This window comes from Arthrobacter sp. 01T428 (assembly GCF_056398685.1).
Map to the genome: position 1 here is coordinate 54892 of NZ_JBFTPW010000008.1, position 12617 is coordinate 67508.

The 12617-nt window shown below is 60.5% G+C and carries 17 protein-coding genes; 6 read left to right on the forward strand and 11 right to left on the reverse strand.

What is annotated here, in order from left to right; translation table 11 throughout:
* Positions 1-356: 356 nt before the first annotated feature.
* From AC1DJB_RS11000 to AC1DJB_RS11015, 4 genes are all read right to left on the reverse strand, one after another.
* The gene (locus AC1DJB_RS11000; protein WP_441438227.1) at positions 357-875 is read right to left on the reverse strand and encodes a GNAT family N-acetyltransferase; all 519 of its coding nucleotides are present in this window, start codon (positions 873-875) and stop codon (positions 357-359) included.
* 95 nt (positions 876-970) lie between these two features.
* A complete protein-coding gene (locus AC1DJB_RS11005) occupies positions 971-1903 on the reverse strand; it encodes a hypothetical protein (RefSeq protein WP_441438226.1) in 933 nt (310 codons plus the stop codon).
* A 162-nt stretch (positions 1904-2065) separates the two neighbouring features.
* Positions 2066-2638: a hypothetical protein gene (locus tag AC1DJB_RS11010; protein WP_284991759.1), complete on the reverse strand. Its 573-nt coding sequence runs from the start codon at positions 2636-2638 to the stop codon at positions 2066-2068.
* A gap of 31 nt (positions 2639-2669) precedes the next feature.
* Positions 2670-3227, reverse strand: a complete 558-nt coding sequence (locus tag AC1DJB_RS11015; RefSeq protein WP_284991758.1) for a hypothetical protein — start codon at positions 3225-3227, stop codon at positions 2670-2672.
* A 900-nt stretch (positions 3228-4127) separates the two neighbouring features.
* Between AC1DJB_RS11015 and AC1DJB_RS11020 the strand changes: the two genes are divergently transcribed.
* Both AC1DJB_RS11020 and AC1DJB_RS11025 read left to right on the forward strand, forming a co-directional pair.
* Positions 4128-4718 carry a hypothetical protein gene (locus tag AC1DJB_RS11020; protein ID WP_284991757.1) on the forward strand — a complete coding sequence of 197 codons (591 nt, stop codon included), beginning with the start codon at positions 4128-4130 and terminating at the stop codon, positions 4716-4718.
* 38 nt (positions 4719-4756) lie between these two features.
* A complete protein-coding gene (locus AC1DJB_RS11025) occupies positions 4757-5422 on the forward strand; it encodes a hypothetical protein (RefSeq protein ID WP_284991756.1) in 666 nt (221 codons plus the stop codon).
* 2 nt (positions 5423-5424) lie between these two features.
* Here the strand turns inward: AC1DJB_RS11025 and AC1DJB_RS11030 are convergent, their stop codons facing one another.
* On the reverse strand, positions 5425-6720 hold the full coding sequence (locus AC1DJB_RS11030; RefSeq protein ID WP_441438225.1) for a flavin-containing monooxygenase: 1296 nt from the start codon (positions 6718-6720) through the stop codon (positions 5425-5427).
* Here AC1DJB_RS11030 and AC1DJB_RS11035 point away from each other — a divergent pair.
* Both AC1DJB_RS11035 and AC1DJB_RS11040 read left to right on the forward strand, forming a co-directional pair.
* Positions 6719-6997: a hypothetical protein gene (locus tag AC1DJB_RS11035; protein WP_306963975.1), complete on the forward strand. Its 279-nt coding sequence runs from the start codon at positions 6719-6721 to the stop codon at positions 6995-6997. The two genes, AC1DJB_RS11030 and AC1DJB_RS11035, sit on opposite strands and share 2 nt — an antisense overlap.
* 64 nt (positions 6998-7061) lie before the next feature.
* Entirely contained in the window at positions 7062-7421 is a 360-nt protein-coding gene (locus AC1DJB_RS11040) for a VOC family protein (RefSeq protein WP_441438224.1), read from the forward strand.
* 21 nt (positions 7422-7442) lie between these two features.
* On the opposite strand, the gene AC1DJB_RS11045 is transcribed toward AC1DJB_RS11040, so the two are convergent.
* The gene (locus AC1DJB_RS11045; RefSeq protein ID WP_441438223.1) at positions 7443-7991 is read right to left on the reverse strand and encodes a pentapeptide repeat-containing protein; all 549 of its coding nucleotides are present in this window, start codon (positions 7989-7991) and stop codon (positions 7443-7445) included.
* A gap of 642 nt (positions 7992-8633) precedes the next feature.
* On the opposite strand from AC1DJB_RS11045, the gene AC1DJB_RS11050 reads away from it, so the two are divergent.
* Complete coding sequence (locus tag AC1DJB_RS11050; RefSeq protein ID WP_441438222.1) at positions 8634-9245, forward strand: glyoxalase; 612 nt, start codon at positions 8634-8636, stop codon at positions 9243-9245.
* A gap of 43 nt (positions 9246-9288) precedes the next feature.
* Here the strand turns inward: AC1DJB_RS11050 and AC1DJB_RS11055 are convergent, their stop codons facing one another.
* The 4 genes from AC1DJB_RS11055 to AC1DJB_RS11070 all read right to left on the reverse strand — a co-directional run bounded on the left by AC1DJB_RS11055 (position 9289) and on the right by AC1DJB_RS11070 (position 11902).
* Positions 9289-10065: an ABC transporter permease gene (locus tag AC1DJB_RS11055; protein WP_441438221.1), complete on the reverse strand. Its 777-nt coding sequence runs from the start codon at positions 10063-10065 to the stop codon at positions 9289-9291.
* On the reverse strand, positions 10058-10846 hold the full coding sequence (locus AC1DJB_RS11060) for an ABC transporter ATP-binding protein (protein ID WP_084784388.1): 789 nt from the start codon (positions 10844-10846) through the stop codon (positions 10058-10060). The genes AC1DJB_RS11055 and AC1DJB_RS11060 overlap by 8 nt, the downstream gene beginning before the upstream one ends.
* A 106-nt stretch (positions 10847-10952) precedes the next feature.
* A complete protein-coding gene (locus AC1DJB_RS11065; protein ID WP_441438220.1) occupies positions 10953-11717 on the reverse strand; it encodes an alpha/beta fold hydrolase in 765 nt (254 codons plus the stop codon).
* 47 nt (positions 11718-11764) lie between these two features.
* On the reverse strand, positions 11765-11902 hold the full coding sequence (locus AC1DJB_RS11070; protein WP_332601578.1) for a hypothetical protein: 138 nt from the start codon (positions 11900-11902) through the stop codon (positions 11765-11767).
* A 180-nt stretch (positions 11903-12082) separates the two neighbouring features.
* Here AC1DJB_RS11070 and cspE point away from each other — a divergent pair, with 180 nt between their 5' ends.
* Positions 12083-12286 (forward strand): transcription antiterminator/RNA stability regulator CspE, encoded by a 204-nt coding sequence (gene cspE, locus AC1DJB_RS11075; protein ID WP_028266315.1) that lies wholly within the window; start codon positions 12083-12085, stop codon positions 12284-12286.
* Here cspE and AC1DJB_RS11080 read toward each other — a convergent pair.
* Positions 12283-12486: a hypothetical protein gene (locus AC1DJB_RS11080; RefSeq protein WP_476910244.1), complete on the reverse strand. Its 204-nt coding sequence runs from the start codon at positions 12484-12486 to the stop codon at positions 12283-12285. The two genes, cspE and AC1DJB_RS11080, sit on opposite strands and share 4 nt — an antisense overlap.
* Positions 12487-12617: the final 131 nt, after the last annotated feature.

The window sequence follows — 12617 nt, forward strand, 5'->3', positions numbered from 1 at the left end:
CGCTTCCTTCCTACGTCGGCGCCGACGTGGGACTTGTGATGTTGAAAGGTGCTGGCCGAGTAATGTTCATCTGGCTCACGGAGCAGGGTGACTCAGTACTCGCGACTCTAGTGGGGGACGACCACCGGGAAGTCGCTCTGTTCCGGACTCGAGTTTCGCCAGGTCCTCATTCAGCACCCGGAACACCGCCTACGCTGTGTAGTCGGAAGCCAATTGAGGCCGTAGAGGAGTTCTAGCGTGCTCAACAATGGAAGCGCAGGGGTCAGGGTTGCTGTGGCCGCTGCCTTGTACCTCGTGCTGGTGGTACGCCGCAGGAAGTGAATGCCCCTTCGCTAGCGTCCCCGCAGGGGGATCCCTTACCGGACATTTCTTGATTGCAAACCAAGTACATAAGTTTGGGTCGGGCGTTTCAGGAGCGAGTGCTGGAACGGCTCACCTTGAGGTCGCCACCCCTTGCTCTCGTAGAGCCGCACAGCCCGGTGATTCTCGGTCAAGACGTGTAATACGGCAAGTTCGTATCCACGTTGAGCGAGTTCACCCGTAATAGCTGACAGGAGACTGCCTCCAAGGCCGCGGCCCTGCGCACTCGGGTCGACTGCGAGGAGCCCCACGACAGGTGCTTCGGGTGGGTCTGTTCCTAAGCCGCTGCCTGCTTTTGTCGCTAGCAGGAATCCCATCAAGCCGAGTTCCGGGTCGTCCGCTACGATCCACGATTCCGCATTATTGAACTTTGGTCGCGCGCGCTCGGCAACACCAACTATCGACCGGCCGTCCCGTGCCTCGCACGCCTTGACCCACAGCGCCAAGCAGGCGGCCTCGTCCGATTGAGTCGCATCGCGGATTAATGAGCTGCCTTCATTTGCTTCCTGGCACATGCGTCCATGATGCCACCAAGATTGAAGCCGAGGAGTGGTTCAAGCCCCATAGTCGATCCTTCACCGGGCCCGCTGTTGCGGGCTCCAGGTTGCCTCTATCCGTCCATGGTTGTCGAGTCAAGGACGGTCTGGAACTCTGGGCTTACCCGGATCGTCAGCCCGCCGTTGTTCGACACATGGGTTAGTTGTTCGTAGCTTGTCCCGTTCCACCAGAAGACGTGGGGACTCACCGGTCCGGGGGAATCGCTGTAGCCCATGGCCGCGAAGCGGGCCATTCCGCTGACCGCTCCGACAACGGTGTCGTCTTCGATGATGTGCCAAACGAGTTGATGCCGGTTCGGGACGCTCATCAGCCATCCGAGATTCTCCCGGATGCGCTTGCCCGTTAGTTCTGAGGCCAGCTCGGGTAAAAGCAGGGCCTGGCTGGCGGTGTAGACAGATTCACCCAAAAGGGCTGTGAAGGAGCCGCCGCCGGGCGCCGGGATGGTTTCAAGTTGTTCGACTTCCATGCGGCGAAGGTTCGTAATCCCTTGAATTCTGAGTCCTTCCCACCCGCCGAACTTGCTCGTGTTTTTATGATTGAAGATGGCAACGGTGTCTGGGAGGTCGAGAGCGAGCATCTCGACAATGCCGGGGGCGAACTCCCTGTGCGGGTAGCCGTCGAGCGTCGGGATGTTCGCCTCATCGTAGAGCCGGGCGAAGGCACGTCCCGAGACATCCGCAGCCGAAAGGATTTCGAACGGATCGGGTGCATCGAAGCTCCCCAGCACGCGCTGAAGGTGTGCGCTAATCAGGCTCCGCCATGCAGACTGCGGCTCGTCATGACAAGCGGCGGCCACGTTCCAGAATCCGAATTCACGTCCGGAGTCATCAACGGCGTGACCGGGCTGTATCTGGACTTCGAGTCCCATCTCGGCGAAGACTTCGCGCGTGATCGCTCGGAAACTATTCGCGGCGGACAAGGTGAGGAACGTGAGGTGCGGATCGGGGGTTTCCGGTTCCTGAGACTTCTTCCTGAAGATGCCCAAAAAGATTCGCTTTCGTTGTAATGGTCGATCGAGTTGGCACCAGCCCATATTGGAAAATGATGTTGTCGGATGACGGGGGTGGAACCGGCGCCCGCGGACCGTGGCATGACAGAACTGAACCATCCGGCGGGGCTTCCGACAAGGAGCTGGAGGGAATCTTTTTCAGGGCGAAGACTCTGAACCTGCTGATTTTCTACGACCTGGCGGTACAGCCTTGGCTAGCCTATCCAGTGACTCCGGGCTCGCGGCGAGTTCAACCTTGCCTTCGTCCGTCACTAAGGTCACGGATTGGAACCCGTACACCGGCATATATTTACGCTCCTTGCCGCCGACCTTCCGGCGCTCCGGAAGCACCTCCTGCACTTTCAACTCCGTCGACCGCCCGGACGGTTCCAGATTGTCGTAGACCGCGGGCTGAAACCGGATGGTTCCCGCACCCGGCGTTGCGATGCCTTGGTTCCAGATGGCGCTGAGCGATCCTGGACGAGAGTCCGGGTAGCGGACAAAAGCCCTGAACTGGCCGTGTGCGTCGAGGCGCCGTTTGGTTTTACGCACATTTCTTACGTGGAAGAGTGCGAAAAGCCAGTAGACCAAGGTGTTCGTGAAGGTTTTGAACATAACAGTTGCAGGGTCGCTTGCATCAAAGACCATCCAGGCAGCAAAGGCAAAGACGACGACGAGAACGTAACCGAACGCCAAGGCCAGATACGGGTGCCGCCGGACCCACTTCTTCATGACGACCTTCCCATGCGGAGGCGACTGCCACTCATCCGATCCGCGCTTGGTCCAAGGCCCTTATTAGCCCGTCAGTATCATCGACATCGTAGAAGGCGACCGCCTGTCCCATTCCGAGGCTGAAAAAATCGAGCCCTGTGTTCTGGTACATGCCCAAAACACCCATAAGTCCTTGGTATCCGAACGTCACGTTTACATGCCGTCCGTCCCTGGCTCGGTCCACCTTCGTAGGCATTCCGATGACTGGGGAATCGGCTACTGACCTGTCGCCCGTGCAGACGATTGCACGAGAATTGGTCAGGCCGTAGATCGTTGCTCTCTTTCGCCGCTTTTTGAAGATGAAACGCCCGAAAATGAAATAAAGGCCCACGAGAACAAAGGGAATGCCCCAGATGATAAACAGGGGCTGCCTCACTGCCGTGATAGCCGTAACCTCCCAAAAGACGGCAAACCCTCCCCAGAGGACACTGAACGGTACAAGGAAGGCGTCAGCCGAAGTGAAGCGAACCCTCGGATCGGGTTGTCCCGCCCACAACAACTGCTCACCTTGGCGGAGGAGGGGAAGAAGGCGGCTTCGGGGGTCGTTCATGCGGGAAGTCTTGCACAAAATCACGGTGAAGGGGGGCTTACTGCAACCATGTCCTCACCGCCCCGCCACGCACCCCGCGACATACTCCGCATCCACTCCCACCCCGCCGACGATCGACGAGTAATGCCCCGTCAACCACGGCAACCCCACTACGTAACGCACGGTCCCGACCTGGATTCTGAAGAGAAGATCTAGGTGTTGCTAGCGAACGCACTCAATTTTGCGGTTATCACCACTCAATTCCTGGAGATTCAACACTCAGTGGCATTATCCGTGGCTAGAATTGTCCAACCTTCTAATGGGTCGTGAGCCGTCAAGACCAGAGACTCGCGGATTCCTGCATTAACCGTGCTGGCAAGAATCAAAGGAGAGAGCGTTGAATCGAACTTTAAAACGAGGAATAATCTCCGCTATTACGGCGGGGATTATTGTGTGCTCAGGAGTGGGACCAGCGCTTGCGGCTGATGGTTCGGGCAAGGCCGAAGACGTCTTTAGCGACTCCTCATACTCCGCACTGACATCTGGGGCACGACCCGGATCACTACTAACAAGGTCCACGATCAACGGCAATCCCTATGGATGCGGGGGCTACACAGAAAGGGTCCATCTTAGTGGTGGAATGTCATCGGTCCACGCTGGCATCAAGGACTGTTCGAGAGCGCCCTCATACCAGATCGTCGGGGCTGAGATCATGAAAGCCGGATGGTTCGGCCTCTGGCACAGATCGGCCTTCAAGAGCGGCGATGCATACAACCGCCTTGCAAAACTTGATGTCAACGCCAAAGCCATTTGCGGTAATAACTCCGATCAGACCTACCGAGGAAACGGTTACCACCGGGTTAACATTGGAGGCGTCAACTACATTGCACGAACGTCCAGCGACATAGCAACACGCTTCGGGTGCGACTCCTAAGGCCAACCCTCGCGATCGCGTCGGTCGCAGCCATTATTTGTGCGACCGGAGCCGTCCATGGATGCAGTCAGCAAGACCATCTTCGCGCGGAAGAGGCAGCTGTCGGTCTTGAAGAGTTCAAAAACGTTCCAAGTGAACCGCCGATACTGAATTATGCAGGCAGCGAGCGTGAAGCCTATGTACTCGATTGGAAGTCCCGGGAACGAACTCTGAGGATTGACAAGACTGGAACGGTTCCGGAGACATTCCAGGCTCCTCCGTCATTGGCTCGCCGATTCTTCCTTCAGGGGTTAGCGAATCCAGTATTTTTGCAAGTGGCGATATTCCATCGACCAGCTTCAGACGTGGATCCATTGACCCGCCCTGACAGGACTTTGACTTGTCATGTCGAACAAATCGGCGACTGCAGAACTTCGAGGAATCAAGAAGCGATTCATATCGAGTTGACTGAGGATGTTTTTCCTCAACAAGGAAAAGTAGTTGTATCTGTCAGTTCAGAATTCTATGCCGAGGCCGAACTCAACTCTGAGCGCTTCATTAATATCATTGGATGGGTTCTGGAAATTGATCTCAGCTAAATTTCCGGGAAAGCGAATATGAGAGGACGCTTGGTTTGATGGATCGCCGGGAAGCAGACTCGGAGTCGCGCATCCGTTGGTTCCTACAGCAGACCATCGGGAAGCCTGCGGGATCGCTGGCCTGCCTTATCCCTCCCGTCTATCCCGCTTATGCCCGGGTGCTGAATCCCGCTATGTCGCCAACTGGTCGACGTTTGCGCTGGTCACAGCTTGCCGGTGATCAGCTGGAGGTTGACGGTGGCACCCAATGGAGCGAGATCGTGGCGGCGTGCGTTCCCGACCCGAATCAAGTCTACGAACCCCAGAACGGTTCCGTTGATTCCGTAGTGGCCGAACGGTTGGTTTCCAGGATAGCGAAGGGCGCCAGGCCGTCACCTGAATGCTTGTTTTTGGTGTGGGAGGGATATGGCGACCTCAATGGCCGGGTTCGAACTTCGCCCGTCATTGTCAATGGCCTTGGTCGGGGACTGCATGTGTTGCGGGGACCGCTCGAACTGGCGCTGGAATCCATCGAGGACAATCCTGCTGGAAGACTGCCCTTGAACTGGCTACCTCTGGATGGAGCGTGGTGCGTCGCTAATGACATCCATGCTCTCTCGGTCTTCATCGGAGGGTCACCTTCCCTGATCGGCGAAATACTGGGCGATCCTGAATTGGAGGCCTATTACATCCGGCCCAATCAAACGTTGGTCTCGGAAGACTAGCCTCACCGCCCCGCCACGCACCCCGCGACATACTTCGCATCCACGCCCACCCCGCCGACGATCGACGAGTAGTGCCCCGTCAACCACGGCAACCCCACTACGTATAGCCCCGGCTGTTCGGTGACGCCGCGGGTATGTCGCGGGTAGCTCCAGGCGTCCAGGACAGGAATGTCCACGAAGCTGAGGTCCAGTTGGTAACCGGTGGCCCAGAGCACCGAGGTGATGTTCTCTGCGGCCAGGTTGACCCGAGGCGAGGCGACAGGTAGCCAGTCGTCCGCGGGCGCTGGCAAAGCCTCAGGCGCGTCGATTCCAGCGGCGGCGATGTAGGCATCGAGCGCACGGCCCATGCGCTGGCCGAACCCGGCCTCGACTGTTGCGAGGCGTTGGGGGAGGTCGTCCGTGAAGGTGAGTTCGCCGTCGTCGGCTGCTTCCAGGTGCCCGTGCAGCCGGACGCCTTGGCGGCCGAGTTCGCGGAGGTGGATGTCGTGGCCGCCGTCGGTGCCGGAGAGCAGGGGGTTGCAGGCGAACCGCGCCGCGGGGGAGGGCAACTGTGCGACCGTCAAGGCGTTGATCCCGTACTTGGGCCCGTGGATTCCAGTTTGCAGGAGCCAATAGAGGATGTCGTGCCCGCGATACCTGCGGGGCGCCTCCGGACACATCGACACCGCCAGATGCACCTCGCGCCCGGCCGCGAGCAGATCTTCCGCGATTTGCCCGCCCGACTGCCCGGTCCCGACGATCAGCGCGGCGCCGTCCGGCAGTTGCGCCGGATTGCGATAGTCGTGCGTGTGGAGTTGCAGGACACTCTTTGGGACTCCGGCGGACAGTGCCGGGATTTTCGGTATTTGGTACGCGCCGGTCGCCAGCACCACATTGCGTGCCCGCCAGCCGCCGTCGGACGTTTCAACGCTGAAACTGCCATCCGACGTCGAGATCCACGTGACGTCCGTGCCTGTACGGACCGGGGCATCGATCCTCGTCGCGTAGTCGCGGAAATAGTCCACCACGTCGTCACGGGCCATGAACGCCTCCGGCTCCGGCCCCGCGTATGGCATCCCGGGCAGGTCTAGCGAGAAGTTCGGCGTGTTCAGCACGAACGCATCCCAGCGATCCTGCCACGCGCCGCCCAGCGCGTATCGCCGTTCAAGGACCACGTGCTCGACGCCGGCCCGGCTGAGGAAGTAGCTCGTGGCCAGTCCCGCTTGGCCTCCACCGACAACGAGCGTGTCGATCTCGAGGGGGCGGTTTTGTTGTGCCGCTCTGTTCTGTTGTGCGGCTGTGGGCGGGGCAGTCTCCATGAGCGATCCTTCCGGTCCCTTGGCAGAACTTTACGCCCCGAGATTCAGGTGCGGGAGGTGGACAGCACTGACGGTCCGGACCGTCGTCGCCGATCTGTCCACGACGGCGGGTATCGGCTCGGTCGCCGAGATCTGCGCCAACCAGCCCGGCCTGGAACTGGGCGAAACCGTCTGCGCGCCGTGCGTAGAGGACAGCGGGCTCCCCGACGCAGTCTTCCAAGCAGACCTCGCCGCTTTCGGAGCGCAGAGCCCGGAGCTTGCCACGCGGTACCGGTAATCCCGACCAATTCCGGCGCATGAACTTGATGCGATCCTCCGGAAACGGTCCTAGAGTGTTGGCCATGGCTATCGCACGCTTCCCCGTCGTGGTACTCGATTGTCCCGACCCCAAGACCCTGGCCGAATTCTACAGCGCCCTGCTCGAGTGGAAAATCGAGCAGAACGACGACGACTGGTGGTCCGTCCGCGCCGAGTACGGCGATTCGATGGCTTTCCAGAAAGTCGACTCCTACAGGGCGCCGGAATGGCCAGGCCAGGACGTCCCGCAACAGATGCACCTCGACGTCGTGGTCGACGACCTCGACACAGCTGAGGCGGCTGTGCTCGAACTCGGCGCGACCAAGCATGAGAACCAACCGGGAACGACATTCCGCGTGTTCCTCGACCCCGCCGGTCATCCTTTGTGCCTCTGCCTGGACTGACGTGCCTGGCGGGGAGGGGGATCATCGGTTGTGCCAGTGCGGGGGCATTTCGAGATCCGAAGGCAAAAGAGTTGCACGGCTACCTTGCGCGGCGTTGAGCTGCGGTTGGGTCAGATACAAGGCTTTGGAGAGATCGGCGCGTTCAAGCCGGACATCCCTGAGGTCTGCGCCGAGCAGATCCACACCCGATAAGTCACTGCCCCGCAGATCCGCAGCGATAAGGTAGGCCCCGCGGAGGTCTGCCCCGCACAACCGGCGGGAACTGAGATTACTGCCCATCAGGTCCGCTCCCGGCTTGAGCGCTGGATCCAGGTGGTCATCACCGGCGGCAAAATAGGAGGCCCGTACTTCTGCGCTGACATCCATGAGCGTTGACCTCACCTGGGAATGAAGATCTCGAATATCCAGTGAAAGCAGCTCGGGCAGTTCGCCACGGACTGCCTGCTCGATGGTGTTCCTGAGTTGAACCGCACGGCGTGACGTATCGGGATCGAAAGCCCGGGTCTGTGCCTCGGCCAGGTACCAGAGCATCTCATGAAGCTGACGGGCAGCTTTGAAAGCGGAAAACATTTCGTCTTTTGTGCCAGGGTTCTCAAGCCAACTCTCTCCGGCGAAGAACCCTTGCGATACATTTTGACCTGCCCCGAAACAGTCAAAGACCGTGCACCCACGAAAGCCCCTCGGGCCCAGGCTGTGGTGGATTGTGCACGAGAAATCAGGCGCGAGGTTTTGGCAAGGAGAGCCTGCCGGTTTATCGAGCGCAAAATCCGCGGAACGTGAGAATCCGAAGGCCGTGCAGCATAGGGCAAAGCAATTTCCGCAGTCAGGGCGCAGGGATTGCCGGTCTAGGGCAGGCGAAAAGGGCTCGGCTGAGTTCGTTGATGTTGTTTCCATTTGATCTTCCAGTGGTGAGTTCGCTTTTGGGCCGGTGAGCAGGGGAAATCCACAAGGAGTTCCCCTGGCAGGCGCAGGGAATCACCGCTCCTCCAAGGAGCGAACTGGAAGCGCTGAAAGACGCTGGATCACAGAGAAAAATGAAGTATCACTGACATCAGAATACTCGACCACCGCCCGGCCATTCCTCGGTTGACATCGACATGAAGCCAGGGCGCACGGGTGCGGAACACATCGGTCAGGATTGAAGAAGCGGCTAGTGGGGCCTCGGCATAAAGTCGAAATCACCAAGCAACCCACCCCACTAAAGGACATGCCATGACCGCCATCGACTCAGTCACCCTCGAAGTTCCCGACCCCGCAGCCGCCACCGCTTTCTACGATGCCGCCTTCGGATTAGGCGAGCGGGTGCGCGTGCGGGCCTCGAACGCTCCTACTGACGGCTTCCGCGGGTTCACGCTGTCGCTCGTCGTGTCGCAGCCGTCCACCGTCAGCAGCCTCATCGACTCCGCTCTGGAAGCCGGTGCCACGACCCTCAAACCAGTGGCGAAGTCCTTGTGGGGCTACGGCGGCGTCGTACAGGCTCCGGACGGCGCGATCTGGAAAGTCGCGACGTCGGCCAAGAAGGACAGCGGTCCCGCCACCCGGGAGGTCGACAAGATCGTGCTCCTGATGGCGGTCGCGGACGTTTCGGCTAGCAAACGGTTCTACGCGGACCGGGGCCTCGCCGTTGGGAAAAGCTTCGGCAAGTACGTCGAGTTCGCGATGCCCTCGAGTCCCGTCCAGCTAGGGCTCTACGCGCGCCGGGCCCTCGCCAAGGACGCCGGCGTCTCTCCCGACGGCACCGGATCGCACCGTCTCGCGATCAGCAGCGACGCCGGCCCGTTCACCGACCCGGACGGGTTCGCGTGGGAGCCCGCCTCAGCGTGAGGGGGCGCGCGGCGCTGCCAGGGACGCCGCAGCTAGCCCCGCACTACCGCGATTCCCATCGGAACCAGCGGATTCCGATGAAGGCGAACACCGCGACGTAAGCGACGCATGCCAGGAGCGAGCCGGTGTCCTGGCCGCTCCAGGCCGACTGGTTCAGGACATCCGAAAAGAGTGTCATGAGGCCTCCGACCGGAGACCAGTCCGAAATTGACTTGATCGTGTCGCCGAGGATGCCGGTTCCGCCGAGGACGCCTAGGAGCAACAGGGCGATCATGAGCAGTCGGCCGATCGCGCTGATGGCGTTGGTGGACCGGATCAAGCCGACGAGCGCTTGTCCAATGGCCAGGAAGACGGCGGCCCCGAGAATAGCGACGGCGATGACCAAAAGGTACTGGCCAACGTTCAGCGTCAGGCCGTGAACAATTGCACCGACGATCACCACGATGATGGAAGCGACCAGATTGGTGACCACCTGCACGATGAGGCGGCTGGTCATGATCATCCAGTTCGGTGCCGGTGTGACCCGAAGCCTTTGCAGGACGCCGATGTCCCGATCGTGTGCCAGGGCCAGCGTGAAACCGAGCAAGCACGACGTGAGCAGGCCAAGGGTCAAGGCCAAACCGATGATGAGCATGGATCCTCCGAGGCGTGATTGCCCCTTGCCGAAGGTTGTGGCCACGAGGATCACGATCGGCAGCAGGGCGCTCAAGACAAGTGAGGTCTTGCTGTTGAGCATCACAATGGAGTCCGCGCGAAGCAGCGAGCCCATCGCCAGGCCGAGCGGCGGGCGGGCGGTATTGACCGCGGCGGCGTTAGTCACGGATTTCACTTCCTGTCAGTCCGATGAAGACGTCTTCCAGGGTGGGCGCACCGTGGGCCACTGAAAGCACGCGCGGATCCTCCCTGTGCTTGTCGATCAGCTCCGAGGGCTCTCCAACCGTGAGAAGTACGCCATGGTCGATGATCGCTACCCGGTCACACACGGCCTGCGCTTCTTCCATGGAGTGGGTGGTGAGGAGAATGCTGTTGCCTTCTCCACGAAGTTCTTCGATTCGGCGCCATAGCCCACGGCGCGACTGCGGGTCCAGCCCGGCAGTTGGCTCGTCGAGCAGCAGAAGGAGGGGGTTGTGGATGGTGGCAATGAACAGTGCCAGCCGTTGCTGCTGCCCGCCCGACAGCTGTTTGAACCGTTTGCCCAATTCCTGTTCGAGCCCGATGGCCCGCATGCTCGTACCGATCTGCTCACGCGAGAGTTTCACTCCGTAGAGCCCGCCGTAAAGCCTTGCGATCTGCTGAATGGTCAGTTCGGCCTGGAAACTGGAGGACTGCAGTTGTACCCCGAGGCGCGCTTTCGCGTCCAGAGGCTCTTGTTGAACGTCGATTCCGTCCACCAGCAGTTGCCCGGATTTCGGCTTGACCAACCCCTCGATGGCACTGAGTGTGCTGGTCTTCCCTGCGCCGTTCGGCCCCAGCAAGCCGAAGATCTCACCGCGATGAATCTGAAAACTGACGCCGTCGACGACGGTCCGCTCGCCATACGCGACGCGCAACGCGCTGACGTCCAAAACCGGCGGCTGTGCCGGCACATTCACTTCACTCATCGAGCCGTATCCCTCTCAGGCTGGCCGAACCGCCCCATGTCAGGGCGCCGTTTCGATGAGTCTATATGCGGGAACCTGATGTTTTCGTGGGAGCCGACACCGCGCCCTAAACGACCCGATTCGCCCGTTCCCAGTGGTCCCGCAGCAACGCGCCGAGCCGGTCGGGCTCGATCCGGTGCGGGGGATCGAAATGGTGGCGGTCCGGGAACACCTCGAGGCGGAAGTCCGGGAATACCGTGGACAGCCGCTCGGCAACCTCGCCATAGTCGTCAGGGTTGCTCAGGCCGCCGAGGACGAAGAACACCGGCCGATTGAACGCAGCAAGCCGCGCCCTATCCAGATCGTAAATCTTGAAGTCCCGCAGGAACGCCCTGATCCCCGCCGGCCGCTTGGCCATCCACGGCGGCGGTCCGCCTTCGGGCGGTGGCGGAAGGACGACGTCGGGCTTCACTCCCAACCTCATGAACGCGGCCATGAATTGATCTGGCGGTAGCGATTCCAGCGCCTCATAGTCCTTCCAGAGCCGGGTGTGCGCCGGACTCCAATCCCAGCTTCCCGCCCACGCGGGCTCGAGGAGCGTGAGACTGAGCAGTCGCTGTGGATGCTTGGCAGCGAACGCCAAAGACGCTGCCCCGCCGCCCGAATAGCCGAGCAAATGGAACGTCTCCCAGCCCCGGGCCTCGGCCTCGCGGAGGACACCGTCGACTTCGGTGTCCAGGTTCCAGCCCGGTGGCGGCTCGTCGCCGTCGTAAAGTTCCAGGTCCTTCGCGACGGCGTCCACGTCGGGACCCAGCGCTTCGATCAGCGCCCCGTAGGCGGGTTCGGCGGGAAGGACGCTCCCCGGAAGAAGGACGACCCGAATCGGCTCCATGGCGGAACTCTACGCCTCTTGGGGTGCTAAGGGAGGGGGAGGAGGGACTATTTTCCGGGGCCGAGGACCGAGAGGCCGGCGTCAAGGGGAGCGGCGAGAAGCTCGGTGTAGAGCAGCATCGAAGCGACGAGGCGGTGTCCTGTTGCCGCGGTTGGCGGCGCGCGGCAGATGAAGGATTTCGACAAATAGTAGCCATCCGGCCAAAGGCCTGTATGCTTGGAGCTGTTGTTGTGTTTGGCATTTGGTAGTTCAGGCAGTTCCCGCGGTTCATCAACCGCGACCTTCTGAAGTAACGGTGGAGAACACCCCACACCGGAGGCCCGACAGTCGGGACAACCTCCACCTTCAGTAAGGAAACTGAAAAAATGGCTACAGGTATCGTCAAGTGGTTCAACTCCGAAAAGGGCTTCGGCTTCATCTCCCCGGAAGATGGCAGCCAGGACGTTTTCGCTCACTACTCTGCAATTAACTCGGGCGGCTACCGCTCCCTCGAAGAGAACCAGAAGGTTTCCTTCGACGTCGAGCAGGGCCCCAAGGGTCCCCAGGCAGTAAACATCCAGGCTCTCTAAGCTTCGGATTTCAAAAAGCAGGGCCGGTCATTGACCGGCCCTGCTTTTTTGTGCCCATTTCCGGGTTGCGTGGCGACCTCTCGACGCGCAAATTTCCCGGCGACACGCCAAATCCCTGTCGACACCGGAATTCCGGTAGCGACAGGGATTTCGCGTGTCGCTGAGCTTTTGCTGTAGCGCTCGGCCTTGGGCTTGGTCATGTCCCTCCCTGGATCGTCTTCGCTCGGATGTCGGATTCTGCTCAATCATTCGAATGGACAAACGCCGGTCCCGCGGAATCACGGGACCGGCAACTTCGGCGAAGGGAATGATCCAGCAGAATCCGACGATG

Excerpts from the sequence above, each read along its gene's own strand:
- AC1DJB_RS11000 (WP_441438227.1), bottom strand. The coding sequence starts at position 875 with ATGTGCCAGGAAGCAAATGAAGGCAGCTCATTAATCCGCGATGCGACT.
- AC1DJB_RS11010 (WP_284991759.1), bottom strand. The coding sequence starts at position 2,638 with ATGAAGAAGTGGGTCCGGCGGCACCCGTATCTGGCCTTGGCGTTCGGT.
- AC1DJB_RS11015 (WP_284991758.1), bottom strand. The coding sequence starts at position 3,227 with ATGAACGACCCCCGAAGCCGCCTTCTTCCCCTCCTCCGCCAAGGTGAG.
- AC1DJB_RS11025 (WP_284991756.1), top strand. The coding sequence starts at position 4,757 with ATGGATCGCCGGGAAGCAGACTCGGAGTCGCGCATCCGTTGGTTCCTA.
- AC1DJB_RS11035 (WP_306963975.1), top strand. The coding sequence starts at position 6,719 with ATGAGCGATCCTTCCGGTCCCTTGGCAGAACTTTACGCCCCGAGATTC.
- AC1DJB_RS11030 (WP_441438225.1), bottom strand. The coding sequence starts at position 6,720 with ATGGAGACTGCCCCGCCCACAGCCGCACAACAGAACAGAGCGGCACAA.
- AC1DJB_RS11040 (WP_441438224.1), top strand. The coding sequence starts at position 7,062 with ATGGCTATCGCACGCTTCCCCGTCGTGGTACTCGATTGTCCCGACCCC.
- AC1DJB_RS11045 (WP_441438223.1), bottom strand. The coding sequence starts at position 7,991 with ATGTTTTCCGCTTTCAAAGCTGCCCGTCAGCTTCATGAGATGCTCTGG.
- AC1DJB_RS11050 (WP_441438222.1), top strand. The coding sequence starts at position 8,634 with ATGACCGCCATCGACTCAGTCACCCTCGAAGTTCCCGACCCCGCAGCC.
- AC1DJB_RS11060 (WP_084784388.1), bottom strand. The coding sequence starts at position 10,846 with ATGAGTGAAGTGAATGTGCCGGCACAGCCGCCGGTTTTGGACGTCAGC.
- AC1DJB_RS11065 (WP_441438220.1), bottom strand. The coding sequence starts at position 11,717 with ATGGAGCCGATTCGGGTCGTCCTTCTTCCGGGGAGCGTCCTTCCCGCC.
- cspE (WP_028266315.1), top strand. The coding sequence starts at position 12,083 with ATGGCTACAGGTATCGTCAAGTGGTTCAACTCCGAAAAGGGCTTCGGC.
- AC1DJB_RS11080 (WP_476910244.1), bottom strand. The coding sequence starts at position 12,486 with ATGACCAAGCCCAAGGCCGAGCGCTACAGCAAAAGCTCAGCGACACGC.